This is a genomic window from Flavobacterium branchiarum (assembly GCF_030409845.1).
In the GTDB taxonomy this organism is placed as follows: Bacteria; Bacteroidota; Bacteroidia; order Flavobacteriales; family Flavobacteriaceae; genus Flavobacterium; species Flavobacterium branchiarum.
In genome coordinates this window covers 991,961-1,009,430 of record NZ_JAUFQQ010000003.1, presented here as the reverse complement: position 1 = coordinate 1,009,430, position 17,470 = coordinate 991,961, and the positions used below count along the sequence as shown (strand labels likewise).

General features: G+C 28.7%; 22 protein-coding genes. 3 read left to right on the top strand and 19 right to left on the bottom strand.

The features are described from left to right. Positions 1-78 precede the first annotated feature (78 nt). Positions 79-1,323: an NAD(P)-binding domain-containing protein gene (locus QWY99_RS05130; RefSeq protein WP_290262323.1), complete on the top strand. Its 1,245-nt coding sequence runs from the start codon at positions 79-81 to the stop codon at positions 1,321-1,323. A gap of 127 nt (positions 1,324-1,450) precedes the next feature. Here the strand turns inward: QWY99_RS05130 and QWY99_RS05125 are convergent, their stop codons facing one another. The 5 genes from QWY99_RS05125 to QWY99_RS05105 form a co-directional block, all read right to left on the bottom strand. After that, a complete protein-coding gene (locus QWY99_RS05125; RefSeq protein WP_290262321.1) occupies positions 1,451-2,398 on the bottom strand; it encodes a hypothetical protein in 948 nt (315 codons plus the stop codon). 312 nt (positions 2,399-2,710) lie between these two features. Further along, positions 2,711-3,343: a JAB domain-containing protein gene (locus tag QWY99_RS05120; protein WP_290262319.1), complete on the bottom strand. Its 633-nt coding sequence runs from the start codon at positions 3,341-3,343 to the stop codon at positions 2,711-2,713. A gap of 161 nt (positions 3,344-3,504) precedes the next feature. Then, the gene (locus QWY99_RS05115; RefSeq protein ID WP_290262317.1) at positions 3,505-4,518 is read right to left on the bottom strand and encodes an RES family NAD+ phosphorylase; all 1,014 of its coding nucleotides are present in this window, start codon (positions 4,516-4,518) and stop codon (positions 3,505-3,507) included. After that, a complete protein-coding gene (locus tag QWY99_RS05110) occupies positions 4,511-5,458 on the bottom strand; it encodes a sce7725 family protein (protein WP_290262314.1) in 948 nt (315 codons plus the stop codon). The genes QWY99_RS05115 and QWY99_RS05110 overlap by 8 nt, the downstream gene beginning before the upstream one ends. A 1-nt stretch (position 5,459) precedes the next feature. Beyond that, positions 5,460-6,317, bottom strand: coding sequence for a sce7726 family protein (locus tag QWY99_RS05105; protein WP_290262310.1), 858 nt, complete (start codon positions 6,315-6,317; stop codon positions 5,460-5,462). A 505-nt stretch (positions 6,318-6,822) separates the two neighbouring features. Here QWY99_RS05105 and QWY99_RS05100 point away from each other — a divergent pair. Together QWY99_RS05100 and QWY99_RS05095 are read left to right on the top strand one after the other, a co-directional pair. After that, positions 6,823-7,260, top strand: a complete 438-nt coding sequence (locus tag QWY99_RS05100; RefSeq protein WP_290262307.1) for a MarR family winged helix-turn-helix transcriptional regulator — start codon at positions 6,823-6,825, stop codon at positions 7,258-7,260. Between the two features lies 1 nt (position 7,261). Beyond that, complete coding sequence (locus tag QWY99_RS05095) at positions 7,262-8,590, top strand: serine hydrolase (protein ID WP_290262305.1); 1,329 nt, start codon at positions 7,262-7,264, stop codon at positions 8,588-8,590. Between the two features lie 117 nt (positions 8,591-8,707). Here QWY99_RS05095 and QWY99_RS05090 read toward each other — a convergent pair whose 3' ends face one another. The 14 genes from QWY99_RS05090 to QWY99_RS05025 form a co-directional block, all read right to left on the bottom strand. Continuing rightward, the gene (locus QWY99_RS05090; protein WP_290262303.1) at positions 8,708-8,833 is read right to left on the bottom strand and encodes a hypothetical protein; all 126 of its coding nucleotides are present in this window, start codon (positions 8,831-8,833) and stop codon (positions 8,708-8,710) included. Between the two features lie 270 nt (positions 8,834-9,103). Further along, positions 9,104-9,505 (bottom strand): hypothetical protein, encoded by a 402-nt coding sequence (locus tag QWY99_RS05085; RefSeq protein WP_290262301.1) that lies wholly within the window; start codon positions 9,503-9,505, stop codon positions 9,104-9,106. A gap of 319 nt (positions 9,506-9,824) precedes the next feature. Continuing rightward, a complete protein-coding gene (locus tag QWY99_RS05080; protein ID WP_290262299.1) occupies positions 9,825-10,322 on the bottom strand; it encodes a protein kinase family protein in 498 nt (165 codons plus the stop codon). A 671-nt stretch (positions 10,323-10,993) separates the two neighbouring features. Further along, positions 10,994-11,377, bottom strand: a complete 384-nt coding sequence (locus QWY99_RS05075) for a hypothetical protein (RefSeq protein WP_290262298.1) — start codon at positions 11,375-11,377, stop codon at positions 10,994-10,996. 141 nt (positions 11,378-11,518) lie between these two features. Further along, a complete protein-coding gene (locus QWY99_RS05070; protein WP_290262296.1) occupies positions 11,519-11,788 on the bottom strand; it encodes a hypothetical protein in 270 nt (89 codons plus the stop codon). Continuing rightward, a complete protein-coding gene (locus QWY99_RS05065; protein ID WP_290262293.1) occupies positions 11,781-12,164 on the bottom strand; it encodes a DUF2750 domain-containing protein in 384 nt (127 codons plus the stop codon). Before QWY99_RS05065 ends, QWY99_RS05070 begins: the two co-directional genes overlap by 8 nt. A 159-nt stretch (positions 12,165-12,323) precedes the next feature. Then, positions 12,324-12,788, bottom strand: a complete 465-nt coding sequence (locus tag QWY99_RS05060; protein ID WP_290262291.1) for a hypothetical protein — start codon at positions 12,786-12,788, stop codon at positions 12,324-12,326. A gap of 100 nt (positions 12,789-12,888) precedes the next feature. Next, on the bottom strand, positions 12,889-13,224 hold the full coding sequence (locus QWY99_RS05055; protein ID WP_290262289.1) for a YbbC/YhhH family protein: 336 nt from the start codon (positions 13,222-13,224) through the stop codon (positions 12,889-12,891). A gap of 54 nt (positions 13,225-13,278) precedes the next feature. Then, entirely contained in the window at positions 13,279-13,947 is a 669-nt protein-coding gene (locus QWY99_RS05050; RefSeq protein ID WP_290262287.1) for a hypothetical protein, read from the bottom strand. Between the two features lie 324 nt (positions 13,948-14,271). Beyond that, the gene (locus tag QWY99_RS05045; RefSeq protein ID WP_290262285.1) at positions 14,272-14,793 is read right to left on the bottom strand and encodes a hypothetical protein; all 522 of its coding nucleotides are present in this window, start codon (positions 14,791-14,793) and stop codon (positions 14,272-14,274) included. Then, a complete protein-coding gene (locus tag QWY99_RS05040) occupies positions 14,753-15,604 on the bottom strand; it encodes an RHS repeat-associated core domain-containing protein (RefSeq protein WP_290262283.1) in 852 nt (283 codons plus the stop codon). The genes QWY99_RS05045 and QWY99_RS05040 overlap by 41 nt, the downstream gene beginning before the upstream one ends. Positions 15,605-15,664: 60 nt before the next feature. Then, positions 15,665-16,084: a hypothetical protein gene (locus QWY99_RS05035; RefSeq protein ID WP_290262280.1), complete on the bottom strand. Its 420-nt coding sequence runs from the start codon at positions 16,082-16,084 to the stop codon at positions 15,665-15,667. Between the two features lie 17 nt (positions 16,085-16,101). Beyond that, positions 16,102-16,947 (bottom strand): RHS repeat domain-containing protein, encoded by an 846-nt coding sequence (locus tag QWY99_RS05030; protein ID WP_290262278.1) that lies wholly within the window; start codon positions 16,945-16,947, stop codon positions 16,102-16,104. 133 nt (positions 16,948-17,080) lie between these two features. Next, the gene (locus QWY99_RS05025; protein ID WP_290262276.1) at positions 17,081-17,470 is read right to left on the bottom strand and encodes a hypothetical protein; all 390 of its coding nucleotides are present in this window, start codon (positions 17,468-17,470) and stop codon (positions 17,081-17,083) included.

Genomic DNA, 17,470 nt, shown 5'->3' with positions numbered 1-17,470 from the left:
AATCCGAAGGACGTTAACAGATATTTATTCTTTCCCAACATCTTTGTACAAAGATAAACATATAAAAATAGCAGATAAATGGAAATCAAAATATATAACACCATCGTTATAGGCGGTGGACAAGCAGGATTAGCAACCAGTTTCTATCTAAAACAAGAAGGTCGTGAACATGTAGTTTTAGAAAAAGGGGAAATTGGAAATTCATGGATTGCACAGCGATGGGATTCTTTTACTTTTAACACCCCAAATTGGATGAATACGCTACCGGGATTAGAAATCGACAATAAAAAAGAGGCGTTCATGAATAGAAATGAGTTTGTTGCTTATCTGAATTCCTATGTTGATACATTTCAATTGCCAGTAAAAGCAAACTACGAAGTCATTTCGCTAACTCAGGATAAAAGCAAAAATTGTTTTTGCATTGTTACTTTGCATCAAGGAGTATTGTCCGAATGGAGATCTATCAACGTCATTATAGCTTCAGGTGCAATGAATAAAGGTTCATTACCTGAGTTTAGTAAAACTATTCCAAATCAAATTACACAATTGCATGCTTCAGAATATAAAAATCCTTCTCAATTGCCTGCAGGAGGAGTTATTGTTGTTGGTAGCGGACAATCAGGATGCCAAATAGCAGAAGAGCTCATTCTATCCGGACGAGAGGTACACCTAGCTAGTAGTAAAGTAGGACGCACGCCAAGACGTTACAAAGGAAAAGACCTGATGGAGTGGCTGGTTTTAATGGGGTTTATGGATGTAGCAACGGCAGCAGTAGATTCTGATGTCATTCGCAATCCACAACCACAAGTTTCGGGTGTTGGCGTATTAGGACATACCATTAGTTTGCAATCGCTACAGCGACAAGGAGTTTCTATTTTAGGAAGATTCAATGGTTTTGAAAATGAAACTTTTATGTTTAATAACGATGCGACAGAAAACATTCGTTTTGCAGACAAATCATCAGAGAAGATTAAAGAAATGATAGATGGTTATATTTTAAAAAACAATAGTATACCAACCGAAAGCGAATTAGATCCTGCAGATCTACCCGATCAAGATTGTATTTCGGCAAGCCATTTAAGGACATTACCGCTTTTAGAATCTAAAATCAGTTCCATTATATGGACAACTGGTTTTGAAGCAGATTTTAGCTGGATTAAAATTCCAATTTTAGACAATTTAGGAAAACCAATTCATGAAAACGGAATAGCTCCACTTTCGGGTCTTTACTATATTGGCTTTCCGTGGTTGAGTAAGCGAAAATCAGGAATTGTCTTTGGTATAAAAGAAGATGCCGAACGAATTGTAAGCAATCTAAATTGATAAACAAAAAAGGATAAAGAGTACCACAAACTTCTTTATCCTTTTTGCTTTAAAACTAATTATTGACGATTTAACTATAAATAACTTTTGAATCTTTTGAATTGTGCAACAAATAAAAAGAAGAACCTTATTCAATCTTCTGCTTTTTAACAAACTCGTAACTCTCCTCAATTGCTTTTTCTATAGTAACTTGTTGTGCTATAAATTTATTTCTATCTGATGGTTTTATCTTAAACGTATTACCATTTAGCTGAAAATCTTTTATCATATCAGAAACTGGAATATTGACATATATTTCCTGATTATCAATTAAACACTCGATAAAACGCCTTTTTTTATCTTGAGTTTTATTTATGTAGGCTTCAAATCCGTTTGGGAGAAACTTAATATTTTCGATAGGTACATTTAAATCAAAGGCTAAAAAACCATAGATATCCTTAATTGTTTCCTGTATCTCAAAATCTAGAGGTTCTTTTTGCTCCAGATTATAAAACAATTCTCCTTGTAATACGATATCCTCTAATATTTCTTTTTCTAAGTTTTTGTCCGATAATCCTAACTCTTCCCTGCAATAATCTGCAAAGCGAAAAATAGTATGTTTATGACTTATGTTTAGGGTAAGTATTTGCGTTTCGGGAACATAGTTATTGGTTATATTCTGATATAATGATTTAAACTCTTTTATCGTTTTATCATTACCAATCATAACCATTTTTGCCAATAAAAATTCTATTTGAGTAATCTTAGCACGGCTAATTTTTATTTTGTTTGCATCATCAAGATTTTCATAAATAGTTTGCAAATAATCTAATACCTGATTGAATAGCACTATTTTTTGTTCAAAGACCTTTTCATTACGACTTCGCTCCTGCTCAGTTTCAGATTGTTTACTCAACAAAACCATTGTAATAACAGCCGCGAAAATGGTTCCGAAAATGGCCGCCGCAAACTCCTGAGATGCCTTTTGTCCTAAATTTTCGAATAAAGGTTCAAAAGCAAGAAAAGACGAAAAAGCAATTATAAAAACAAATAATGCATTTCTAAAATTTTTGTTTTTTTTCAAAAAATCAATCATAATACACTCATTTTTAAATATCACCCAATATAAGGATAATACTTACAATAAAAGAATGTTTCAGAAATATTGATTAATTCTATGCTTTAATTAAACTCGTTCTATTAAAAAGTGAAGTCTGTAATTGTAAATACCTTTTAGACTATCATATTCTTTACTAATTAGCGTTACTTATTTTTGGAATAAGACTAAATATAAGGAGCCATTTCCTGCTATCCGCTATATCTTTTATGCCATCCCGAAAAAAATCGGGACCACCATAAAAGGATGTCCCTACTATCAGGGCTAAAAACCAATATTGAAATTAGCGCCTTACTTTTTACTAATATCCTTAACTTCTTTTGGAGTAAGATTTAATACAGAAGCTATTTCTTCTATTGTCATATTCTGCTTTAGAAGATTAGTAATAACTGTTTCTTTAAGTTTATCCGTTTTAGCCTTTTCTTTTTTTAATTCAAGTTCTCGATCGCGAATTCTTTCTTGTATTTGATACGTTGGAACGTATTTTACACTTTGCTCTAATTCGGCCATTAGTCCAATATTAGCAAAACTCATATATTTTTCAGTGCTAATAATCAGGTGATCTAAAAGGTTAATATTAAGAATCTTTCCTACTTGTATTAATCGGTCCGTTTCATCTTTATCAGATGCAGATGCAGTCATATTTCCGCTAGGATGATTATGAACAGCGATAACACTTGTTGCTCCTTTTAACACGGCAACTCTATATACATTCATTGGTTCTACAACTGTTGCTTTCACGCTACCCATGCTTACTAATTCTATATAAAGAATAACATTTGCCATATTGAGCCCAATCATCCAGAAGTGTTCCTTCTCACTATCAATCTTATTTTCTCGTAATAAAATGCGTTGCATGATTTCGTATAAATCAGAAGCCGTAGTTACACTAATTTTTTCTTTATCTGTTATCTTGATATTCATTTCTAATACTCTTTTTAAATTTTTAAGAAGGCATTACAAACATAATCATTTTTCATTAATCATTATTATTGTTGAGTAATTTTCTTACGTAAAAAACAAATAAGATTACCAATTTAGTAAAATAACAAATAGCTAATCGCAAAAAGAATTACTATAAAATTTCAAATAGATATCTGAACCTTTTTAACTCTAACCTTTTCTACATGGTTACATTGAACAATTTCTTGGTCAAAAAGAACAAGATTATTTCCCATTGTATGCAAAGAACTTCTAAATTTTATTCCTTTTACCCCAGTATAAATCTTAATAAATTCACAAATAAATTGAGTAGGGATATAATCTAGTTCAGAATCATATCTTCTCATTGGCTTTGATAAATCAACACTTATTTTTTGTTTTAATAAAGTCGATTTAATTCTTTCATTTACTCTTGATGGATGAAAAATGGTTGGAGATTCAGTAAAGTCAGATATATAAATTAGCTCTTTTAAATCGTCTTTTAAAGCAAAAGTTCCAATAGATATTTCATCCAAATAAGATGCCCTAATTTCATAAAGTATAGTTTCCCTATTATCACTTAGATACAAAAAAGGAATACCTCTTGAATTTGCTCTACCCGCTGATGAAATCTTTTTTGGAGGACAGAACATTTCAGAATGAGTATATGAATTCTCTTCACTTTTATTATGTAATCTAGCCCTATATAGCACTGTCTCTTTTGTTAAAGCTATTTGACTATTAAAAAACCCATCCCATCCTAATTCATCTGTCAAATAATTTATATCCGTCAAATATCTCCTTTCCCAAATAAGTTGCTCTTTTAATTTATCCCAATAATTCACATTCTCAAAGATATCTTCATTAAAATCAACGAAATCATCAGAACTAAGGATATCAGTATCAATATTATGAATTACAAAATTCAAAATACTATAAGAAAGTTCCGCAGAAGAAAAAAGACTCCAATTACCTTGTATTAAATTTTTTAACGGTTGTCCATTTTCTTTTTTTTGAAAATTATCCAGTAGCTCTTTAAAAAAATCATATAATTCACAAACATCAATAATTTCAATTCCACTAGTACCACAAAAAGTACATTCTCCTTTATTAGATTGAATGTCTATATATGCTTTTAGTTCTCTATCTGAAAAACAATTTGTACAAACGTTATTCATTATTTCTACTCTCTAAATAATTCCTAACAACATTAAGATGATTTTTTATTGATATTTTCTTTACAGTTCCAAGACCTGGGTATCTACCATTTAAATAATAATTACGTAATTCGGCTATCGCAGAATTCTCTAATCCATTTACCTCACAAAAATTAGTCGCCTTCAAAGCTGCTTCTGCAAATTTCCCCTGTACGTTAGCAATAGAATCATTTGTATTAGAAGTAAAATGCCTAATCCAAATTTGATTTTCTTCTTCTATATTTAAATATGTTAAATGAATCACCACAGCACGCGGAGTACTTCCTCCATCAATAAATTCACTAGGTAAAACAGTAAAATCAGAAAATCCGTCGAAATTTTCATTTTGGTAAAAAAGATGTTCTTCCGAAAATTTATGTGCTTGAATATCTAAAAAATCAGCATTCTTAAGTTGTCTTTCAAATACGTTATCCAAACGGATATAATTTTTTCCCAAACCTTTTAAAAAACGATCAAGATTTCTGTACTTATGAGGCTCATACAATGTGATGTGCGTAATAAAATCTTGCCTACATAATTCTCTAAAATCATCATCATCTGTAAAATTATCATAACAAATCAACATACAATCACTTAAATTATAATCAGTTATACTTCGACTTATATAATCTGAATTTTGTGTGTAATGAAATGCTGGCAAAAAACAACAATCATCTATTGTATCTAAATAATCCAAAACAGTATTAACATCTCCATTTAATTCTCCAACCAAAGGATTAACTATTAAAAATGCACTAAAATTATTTTCTTTAAATAATTTATGAGCTAAATTTAAATTATTAAATGTGTCTTTAACTGGTTCTAATATCGGAGTAACATAATTTTGAATGATATTTTCTATTATAAGTTCTCGTAAAGAAATTAGTTCAAATTGTCTTGCGCGTAAATAAGGATAGTACATATTAATAAGAAATTAATGAATTTAAATTATTAAACAATTTTATTTTTTGCATTTCACTTAGGTTTTGGGACAAGAAAATCTGATTAAATTCCTTATTTTCTTTATTGCATAAATTATTATTTATTTTTCTTTTTTTCATAGTTTTAATAAATAATTTATTTAATTCTTCTGCTGGAATTTCATTAATAAGCTGTTTTCCAATCTCATATTGATCAAAATCGTTACAATCAGGAAATTCACCATGATAATCTCCAACAATACTCTTATATTCTTTTGTATGGAGTATTTCCATAATTGAATTCGAATCAATAGTCAAGTTTTTAACTGAATTCCTTATTAAATCAAATCGACTATTCTCTTGGTCATAAGAAATAATTCCAACACTATCATCGTATAAGCTGTACTTTTCTATTTTTGAAATAGGAACAATAACATAAACCTCATTAAATATTTTTTTATACTCTTGCAGCTGCGAGTTTAATCTAGATTCTTTATCTAACAATGTTTTAATTTCAAACACTTTTGAACAACCATTAAACATTACTAAATCTGCAATTGCTTTCCCTAATCTAAATTCATTATAAATTATAGATTCTGAGGTACCAAGCTCCTTTATCAACCATTTATTTAAGAACTCATTTTTATAAATATATTCATTTGCATAAAATTTTCGTAAAATCTTGTATACATCCTTCAAATATTTTAAATAATTAACTTTTTTATTTAAAATATTTGAGTCGTATCTCTGAATTTTTAAATTTATTGAGTCGAAATCATTTTTCATCCACCTATTCACCTCTGACCTAGAAAATAAAGTCGAATAATCTCGTAGTTGATTAATTTTATATGAAGTTTTCAAGCTATTTAATTTTTATGTAAAATTATAAAAAGATTACCTATTAACCGCATCTAATATCTCTAATACTCAAATCATGTGGCTTCTTATGCTATTCTCTAAATTAATTATTTTTTTTTAAGTAAATAACATTACCAACTATACCTAATTTATCTTAATTAACGAACATTTAATCTTTAAGTAAGAATAATATTTAACACTAGCCAAAGTTGCCCCTTTAAGAATTAGCTACATTACGGAAAACCACAATCAAATAAAATTTATTTCTTACAAGAATACTACTAAATAAAAATGAGGCACTAGGTATTTACACCTGTTTTATTAAAAAGATGAGAATACAACCAAATAATTTAAAAATCGTTGTTTAATCTCTCTCATACATAATTTCCTTTAAATCATATAAAAAAGCTTGAAAGAAACACTTAATTTAAAAAATCAAAAAAACATTTTTATATAATTGATATATCAATTATATTTGTATCAACTATTAGCTTCTAAATAATTTCGTATGAAAAAAAATAATCCAACAGGAACTGTCCTTTATACAATTGAGCAAACAATAAAAGAGTATCGAAAAATTTCACAGAAAAACATTAGCCAAATCGTAAATGATATTACAGTTGACCAAGCTTTAGTACTTATCATTATTGATAAAAACTCCAATTATTCTCAGAAAGAAATAGCCGAATTAATTTTTAAAGACAATGCTTCGATTACTAGAATTATTGAGTTAATGGTTAAAAAAGATTATCTAACACGAAAAACAAACGAATCTGACAGAAGAAAATTCAACCTAGAAATCACCGAAAAAGGCAAAAAAACAATTGAATTATTAAATCCAGCTATTCTTAAAAACAGACAAACTGCCCTTGAAGGATTGTCGGAAGATGAAATTGAATTACTAGACAAAATACTAACCAAGATAATTTTAAACTGCAAAAAATAAAATGAAAAAGACGCACCAAATAACCAAATCGAGATTGCTTTTAATTTTCATTCTTTTTCCAACACTATTTTTTGGACAAAAAGACATAGCTACTAATCTGGCTAAGTATATGCAAGCTCAAGTCGATATTAACAATTTTAGCGGTACTGTTATTGTCACAAAAAACGGTTCAGTTTTACTAAAAAAAGCTTACGGATTAGCGGACTACGAATGGGATATTAAAAACACAGTAGATACCAAATTTCAATTGGCTTCGGTAACCAAACAATTTACTGCAACAGCTATTCTGCTATTGGTAGAAAACGGAAAATTATCTCTTGACGATAAGCTAAGCAAATTTTTTCCTGATTACCCAAAAGCCGATAAAGTTACTATTCACATGCTTTTATGTCATTCTTCTGGACTGGGTATGGGTTTTAAAGAATTGGCAATAAGTACTGTTTCGGCAGATGAAGCATATAATGAAATAAAAAAAATGCCTTATGAGTTTGAGCCAGGAACTAAAAGCGAATACAGTAATATTGGATATTATTTGTTAGGTAAGATTATTGAAAAAGTATCTGGTGAAAAATACGCCGTTTATTTAAAGAAAAACATCTTTGATAAAGTAGGAATGAAGAATACAGGAGTCAGTAATAATGATTCGATAATTTCAAAAAAAGCAAGGGTTTATCATAAAACCGAAAAAGGATATGTTCAGAATCCATACATCAATTGGACGTTTAACATCGGGCATGATGGAGTTTATTCTACCCTAGACGATTTGGCTTTGTGGGATAAAGCGCTTTATGGTACAACTATCTTATCTGCAGAAATGAAAAAGAAAATGTTTACTTCTTATAACAATCAAACATATGGTTACGGACTTATGATTAATCCATTTTACAATCAGGGGCATCAACTGATTGCACATGATGGCGGTTTCTTTGGTACAATGACCTCTTTTAACCGATTTACCGATGATGGAATTTTTATTGCGGTGCTATCTAATAACGAATCTCCTTCGCATATCATTGCGTATAGTCTTGCTGCAATTGCTTTTCAAAAAGAAGTAGAACTTCCGTACAAACACCATCAAATAAAAGCAGACATTACCCAATATGACAAGTATACGGGTAAATATGGCGAAATTGAAATAATCAAAAACGGAGAAAAATTATATTATAACAACTCCGAAATTGAACTTTTACCTGAATCTAAAACAAAATTTTTTAGAGCAGATAATAATGACAGAACTGTAGAATTTGTACTGAATAAATCGGGAATGTACAATTCTATAATTTTAACAAAAGGAGGCGTAAAAGAAATTATAATGAAAAATAATCTGTAAAAAAACAAACTAATAGCGGCTTAACACTCAAAACCACGGCGATGCGTGGTTTTTGTCTTTTAGCTATTTTCCGATTAGTTGTTTAGGGAACGGAAAGAATTTGGGTGTTAACAATTACTACATTCCGAGCGATCCGGCTAAGAAAAGTAATCCTAATATCAATAGCGTAATTTTTAATCCAAAATTCTTAACTAGTCGTATTGTTTTATCATAATCACTTAAAAGTTCTTTTCTCTTTTCCATTTTATTTTTTTTCCACCATATATCATATCTATAAAGTCCAAAAACTCCAATAAAACATAGCAAGCTTTTTAAAAAAGATAACCAATTCATAACTGTTTTGTATTATTTACTTTAGCACTTTTTATAGTATTCAAAATATCCGATAAATCGGCTATATATTATCATCACTTTCTAACTTTACAAAGCAATTTATTCTGTTTTTCTGAGGCAAAGCTTCTCCAGAAATGCTGTAAGAAGTGTGTTGTAACATCGAAACGTTTCGAAAGCTAGCTAAAAGTCATCGCTTAATTCAGTTATAAAAATATCAGGATTTTTTATATAATATTTTACAAATAATGAATCTCCAACAACTTTACCTTGCATACTATCAAATCCATCACTCCCATAATAAAAAATATTATTTACTTTAAACTTAACTCTAACAGAATGACCTTTATATAAACTAATCTTTGTAATTATTCCACGAGTAATTTCATTATTTTCTTTTATTAAATGATGTTCGTATTCACGTTTTTTATCCATTCTATCAATAAATAAAGCAAAAACTAACACAATCCCAGCTATAATAAGAAATAATTTAAACCATTCGCTTATTTTAATTTCTTTGATACTTTTAACTTCTTTCTCTTTTTTTAAATCAATATTTGTCTTACCAATATATCTTTTGTTCATATTTTAATCTTTTCCTATTCCAAAAAAATATTTAATTTTATCTGTTATTCTATTTCCTATACTACTTTTACAACATCGCCCTCACTTTAATAAATAGTAGCTTTATTAGAATATAACATATTCGTTTTTCCATATAACTCCTTTCTCTTAAATGAATTAGAACTAGAAATAATAAACTATACTCTTCAAACAAAACTTCAACAAAGGGAAGGTATGCCACGAATTGGCTAATACTTCCGTTTCGGGTTGTAATATACTAAGTACTACCTAAATGATCGGGATGAAATCCGACCAATGAGATTCAACTTTATTTTCCTGATTACCAATCTGCTTTATATTTTAGATATTCAATCGGTAATTTACGCTTCACATATTTATATGTATTACTTCTAGGCTTATCATTCTTTACAATTAAAGTATCTCCAACAAAACTATAAGTTTCTTTTATTCTCCCAGCCCAACCCCAATCATTTATAATTGAAAATAAATCTGATTTAATTTTACCTTCTTCTTTGTAATAAACCCCTCGATAACCATTATAGTCAGGATTAAAATCATTAACACTTTGGCTTAATTGTCTATCTAGATAAAATAAATTTAAATATCCATTTGAATAAAATCTATAAACTCCATAAAATCTATTTTCAATATGACTATCCAACCTTTTCAAAATATTATATTTAACACTAAACTCTTCATAAACTACTGACGTATCAACTACTTTAAGTAACTCTTTATCAAAATTGATCTTATTTTTATAAACACTTTTGTCGTAAGGAACTTTTGTTAAGTTGTTTTTTAATTCATATGTATTCATTCTACAAGAAATAAATGAACATATAATGCAACTATAAAATAATATTTTTTTCATGATTAATAATGTGTGAATTTATTAGAACTATTACCGTATTGTACAAATGGTTTTATTGAATTACTTAAAGTGGTAAACCCAGGTTATTGAGTACCAGGCAAGTTGTGAGCAAACATATCTTGGATTGGATGTCGAACATGTCTATCTGAATCTACACCTAATTTAATACCCTTACATCCAGATACCTAGCGTTGTAATAGATCATATTCGTTTCTCTGTCTAACTCTTTTCCGTTGAAAAGATTAGGACTAGAAAACGAGGAACTATGCTCTTCAAAGAGAACTTCACCAAAGGCAATGTACGCCACGAATTGACTAATACTCCCGTTTCGGGTTGTAATATACGAAGTACTACCTAAATGATTAGATCTCTATGACCTTGTAATTTCTTAATGACAAAAAACCTCACACTTGGCGAGGTTTTTTATGTTTAATTCTTTTATTAGCTTATGACCACGGAAAAGAATTTCTGCGCTAGCATCGTCTTCATATCCGCGCTATTAGGGAATGTACATTTAAAAAAAATTGCAAAAGCAGAAATTGTACAACTTCCTTGATGCGAGATTGAAACATTACACTAACACAATATTATTTAAGACTTAGACTAGCTGATAAAAATTATTTATTAATCATTTTATCAAATAAGCCTTCTGACCAAATAATCAAAATCTGATAAACTGTTATCATTATAGGCATAATTACATTAAGCATAATAAACTTAACTTTAGCTACTTTTTTCTCATCTATTAAATTGCTTTTTTCATATACATTAATGAAAGATTTTAAAAAAGAAAAAAGTATAATTGAAAAAGAAAAAAGTAATAAAAATAATATCAGCTTATTAGATAAAACACCAAATACGTAATTAAAAATAACTACAGACAACCCATATGTAATTAGAGCCAATAAATGTTTTTTATTGAGTTTACCATCATTTATTTTTTTATAAATTATATAATTAAGGCATAATACAAAAATTGTGTAAAAAAAATTTATAAGCATAATTTAAAGTTTAATATTATATTTCATTACTTCTTTTTATTATTATTTTTTTTAAATTCAATATACTGCTCCTGCTAAGATATCAGATTCAAAAGAATAGAAGAAGAAGCCCTATAGTTGTGTATCCGACTGAAAGAAATACTAGTCCTTTTTTATATAGCGATAAGCAGCTCGTAAAAATAAATTTGATAAAAATATAATAAGTGCTAAGATTAAACCTCCCAAAATTATTATCAACCACCAGTATGGAAGTACCCATAAAGTATAATATTCAAAGTAATTTAATACATCTTTATACCATGTTCCTTCATGATGTTTGTTTAAATAAATATCATCCTCAAAACCAGATAAAAAAGATATCAAAAACATAATTACAGAACCAACCAAATATAAGGTTAAAAATTTATTCATACTCTTCTAATTCTTCGTTTATATCATTCCCCAATTTTTCAGAAGAGACTGTTAAACCTTTAGATTGAGGTGTATAAAAAATACTTACAAATATATTATCCTTCTCCATTCCAGGAATCCATTTTTCTAAAAACAAATTTAAATCAATTGATTCCGCATTATATCCAGACCATTTATCAACGGCACATAATTCTGCTAATTCTTTTTCTGGCCAAAATGGGAATATTTGGTTATCAAGATCATCTCCCAATAATGCCCATCCATCATTATTAAGCCCCCATATTAATTGAAAATCAACAACCTTTCTAATAAAGTAATCATATTTATCTTTTTTAGATAGCTTAAGTATATTTTCTATTTTTTTATTTGTATCCACTATGTTTATATTCTAGTTTATGTAAATCAGCATCTTGTAATATTGCATTTTTATAACTGTGACAATCCTTTGCCTATTGACCTCTTGGATTGTAATATACGAAGTACTACCTAAATGATAGGGGTGTTCGCAAAGCGCAAAAAATTCGTAAAATTGGGTTTAGTTTCTCAATTTCAGACTCTCTTCATCATCTCTTAAATAATATGCAGGCCTGTTTATAGAAGGACAATATTCTAAATAAAAAACTTCTATTGAATCTCCTACTGAAAATTTGCTACTTTGAGAATCTCCTTTATATTCTTTATTATTTACATGAAAACTATATGAGTAAGAAAAATTTCTAGGGCTAATATTTTGGTTTGGATAAATATTTTCTTCATTTATAATTACTCCTTTTTTTATAGAAGCTTGTTTTTGCAAAACAAAATCAATAAAAAACCATTTAAAAATTGACGCAAATAAATAAACAACGATGGAAATAATAAAAAATCTAGATATATAATTGTAAACTTTATTTTTATTCATTTGTATCTTCCTTAAATTTTTTGTTTTTTGTTTTGGCATCAGCACTGAAAGTACTTTTTGAAATTGATAATTTACTTTAGGTACAAAGGTTTTTAACATTTTAGATTCTTGTTTTATAACCCTGTTTTAAATTCCTAGATATATTAACATTCATGGATTTTATTTGTTTTCGCGAGCAGAATCCTCACACCAACATGGACTATTTATAATGAAATACATCAATAATTTTACCGTTTTTTGATGAAATTTCAATATGAAAAGTTCCTCCGTATCCAATTTTATTAAAAGTCCCATCTAGTACCCATATACTATCGTTTTTTACAGTCACAATGTATGGTTTTTGTTCTTTAATTTTTTTTTCACTAAACCTTTCAAATAAAATTGCTTCAGCAATCTTTATTGCAGTTTCTTCTTGTGTAACCAGACAATCATCACAATTTTTTATTTTTACACTTTTTATTTTATTTTTACTATCGCAACTTACAAACAGAGGAATTGCTAACACAAGTATTAAACATAATATTTTTTCTTTCATAATTTTAAAATTTTATTGATTTAGGAACGGTTAAAGTCTTAACCTACCCCCTATCTAAGGATAATCAAATCCATATTTAACCTTGATAAGTTTGTCATCCTTTAATGTAAATTCCATAAAATAACCTGGCATATTATATTTTTTCAAAAACAAAGAATTATCATAATCGTTATCTCTATAAATAACGGTTTTTAAATTTTCATTTATTTCCGTTTTAAAATTTAAACCTTTTGTATTAACTATCTCTTGAAGATTTAGCCCTAAGCTAATTTTAGACTCTGTTGTAAATTTAATTTCAGGAGTTTCAAATTTAGAAATTTCAACTAAACTTTCATCGTCTTTAAGGTAGCCGAATTCAAAACAATCAAATGAGTTTTTTATACCACCTTCATATTGATAGGCAATTAAGTATTCACTATTATCTTTATTTGTAAAAACAACAACAGGACTTTCTCTAATTCGTTCTAATGTACTAACTTCATTAGAATAAAACTCTTTAAGGCTTTTATCATTAGATAGCATTATTTTACTATTCACTGTTGTATCAGGAAAAATTTGTTTTTCTACTTTAGCTATTTTCGTGCTCAAATTCTTTTTAACAATTAAAGTGGAGTCCATTAAAGTAGGAGTTAAATCCATTTGGTTGTTATTATTTTTTTCGTTTTCTCTACAAGAAAAAAAAGAAAAAAGTATTACACCAATAAAAAAATTAAAATTATTCATTTACAGTTCATTTATTATTTGTTTTCATATCCAAATACCGAGCACTATAATAGGTCATATTGGTTTCTCTGTCGAGTTCTTTTCCGTTGAAGAGATTAGGACTAGAAAACGAGCTAGAATGCTCCTCAAACAAAACTTCACCAAAGGGCAGATACTCGACATGTTGACTAATACTTCCGTTTCGGGAAAATTTAAATTGCTCGGTTTTTTTTAATCAAATGCTCCTTTCAGGTGCGAAGTCAGAGAACTTCGCACTGAAAACAAAATTCATAGAACAGGTTTACTTAAAACTGCTACACCACTTGAGAAATTTTCTTTTATAACTTACCTTTCTTTAACAAAAACTAGTTTATGAAATTCACTCACTTTATTTATAATTCTTGTTTTACCGTTTGGTTTTCCATCTTCAATAAAAACTTCATCTTCAATAAATCCATTTAAATAGTTATTACCAATTTGTTTAAAATCAACCTTAAATCGTATTTTATCTTCATACATCCCAAAAGTATCATATGCAACTTTTTTCACATCAGAATATTTTGTTTTTTTTTCAGAATCTTTTAAGTATAAACTAACAAAACGATATTTCCCTTTTTCTAAATTTAAAGTATCAAATAAAGAGCTATATATAACAGACCCTTTATATTCCTTGTTAATAATTATAGTATCTGGAAAATTAATTTCTATTTTACCAAAGAGGACAGTATTATTTTTAGGAATATTTTCAGGAATATCTTTTATCTCATTTTTACATGAAATAAATAATAAAACAATTAAACCTAAATAGTATTTACAATTAATTACTTTAATCCAATTTTCTTTGCTCTTCTTGTCTTCTTGCTTCATTTTTTCTTCTTTGATTTAATATCACTTTAGCTTTATCTTTTGTATTGATCATTGTATCCTTTGTCACACTAACTCTTTCTACAACCTTTTTCTCACCTGAATTGTGATTTACATTATCAGTGTAGAACTTATTGGTAATCTCAATTATTTCTTGATTAACCGCATCACCTGTATTCTGACTAATAAACCAAGCATTAGGTGTCGCCTGAACGGCTTTTGCATAATCAGTAAGAACACCAACAATCTTTCCGCTTTTTGATATTGTTTTTGTTCCCGCACTAAAACTTAAAAAAGTGGACAAGGCATCAATACCTGATATATCAACAACTTGCGTATTGTTATTCCCTCTTCTTTTCTGAACTTTCCCTCTTGAATCATCAGTATTTCTAAAACTGCTTCTAAAATCATAACCGCCTGCTTTTCCGCCTTTCAAACCTTTTTCAAAACGCCATCCATTATCAAGTTCATTTCTTATATTTTTTAAATCATTAGGGATTTTTGTATTCCATTGATAATCCGCATAAGCTTTGATTTTACCCCACGTCCCTGGAGGATCTATTGGCGCATTACCATCAGGGTCAACAAAACGAACAGGATTATTAAAAGCATATATATAACTTCCATAATTCTGGAATCTCTCTGCTTTTTTATCAACATTTAACCAAATATTATATTTATTATCATAGTATCTTGCATGAAAATAGCTTAGCCCAGTTTCTCTGTCCAATTCTTTGCCATTAAACAAATACGGACTAGAAAAAGATGAACTATGCTCCTCAAAGAGTACATTTCCAAATGGAAGGTACGCCACGAATTGGCTAATACTTCCATTTCGGATTATAATTACCTAAGTGACTGGCATTATGATTCTTTAAGAATGCTCTACACTTGTTTTAGATAAAACGTAATCAATAGCAATGACTCTTTTATCAAAATCATATTCATGAGAAATTTTGATATTATTAAATCTCTTTTTAACTATTAACCCGTAATTATTATATTTAGTTAAACCTACAATTTTATCAAAAAAAATACTCTTACTATAAAACAAATTCTTCTCTTTTATGCATACTTCAGTGATGATGATTTTTTTAACAAATGAATTAATCAAAAAATAGACAGTATATATAATTAAGAATATATCTATTGTTTTATAAACAATACTGCTCTCCTTTTCAAGATTAATATAGCAAAAAACAAAAAAACAAAAGAGTAATAATCCTAATGTAAAATTAATAATTTTATGTTTTTGACTAAACTGCAAAACTACTATCTGTTTGAAATTTTCCACGATTCTGATTTATTATTTTAATTACTTGGATGAACTATTTTTTGTTCAGCATTTTTTACTGCAATTTTAGATAATGCCCTACTACCTGATACAACAGTAGATTTTACTGCTTTTACAACAACTTCTCGAACCACCTTATTACCAATGTTTTCAGCAACAACCCTAGACGCTACCTTCTTTTCTAATTGATTTGAAATACCGCCACTAACTAATCCAGCTATACCATCAGTTAACATTTTCTCTGTATTAAAAACCTCTTCCTTATTAATTTTTCTTTTAGCCACACCTCCTACGACACCTCCTACGGCTTGAGAAACTGCAACTTTTCCGGTTGAGAGAAGCAATGAACCTCCAGAAGTAAATCCTGCTACGGCTCCATTGATAGCTCCTTCGGTAGCAGAAGCAACAATACTTCTCGTATTAATATTTGTCGTTAAAGAAGCCTTAAAACTTAAACCTTTTTGATAGTTATTATAAACTTGTTTTCCATAATCAAGACCTCCGCCGATGACACCTCCAATTAAAGCACCAGTTAAAGCACCTGCAACATTCTGTTTCCCATTTGGATCAACAAATAGAACTGGATTTTGATAACAATATCCATAAACGTTTAAATTTTTCCCAGAATTATAAACTCCACCATTATGTTGTCCATCAAAATAAAATTCATGTTCAAAAACAGGATTATAAAGTGCCAATGGATCGACATTTAACCAAAGACTCGTCTTCATATCCAAATACCTAGCACTATAATAGGTCATATTGGTTTCTCTGTCGAGTTCTTTTCCATTGAAAAGATTAGGACTCGAAAACGAGGAACTACGCTCCTCAAACAGAACTTCACCAAAGGGCAGGTAAGCCACGTGTTGTGAAATAGAACCCTTTAGAATAAATCAAAATTGCTAGTTTTTTTGTGTTTTATCAAATACTCATTGCAGGTGTGAAGTCAGACACCTTCACACAGAACACGAATTTGAGACAGCCAGATCATTATCATCACTTTCTCAACTTTACATAAAGTAAATTATTATATTTTCCAAAATAAAAATCGTTTGGATAGACAAAGCTGATAATATTACCGTTTAACAATCCTTCTATTTTTCGCCCTGAAAAACTAAACTCTATAATAATTTCATCATTATTTCTAGTCTTTTTAACTCTCCATATTCCTTTAGAATTCAATTTATTATGATAATTATTTAACTCAAAAGTTTTATCTGAATTCAATAATAGTAAGCGAAATTCTTCTACTTTAATTAATGAATCTCTTAAAACAAATTTATCAATTTCATATTTCCCTACAATTTGACTTTCATCAATTTTAGAAGAACAGCTTATTATAATAGCTGTAATTGATAATGCAATAATGTTATATAAATTTTTCAT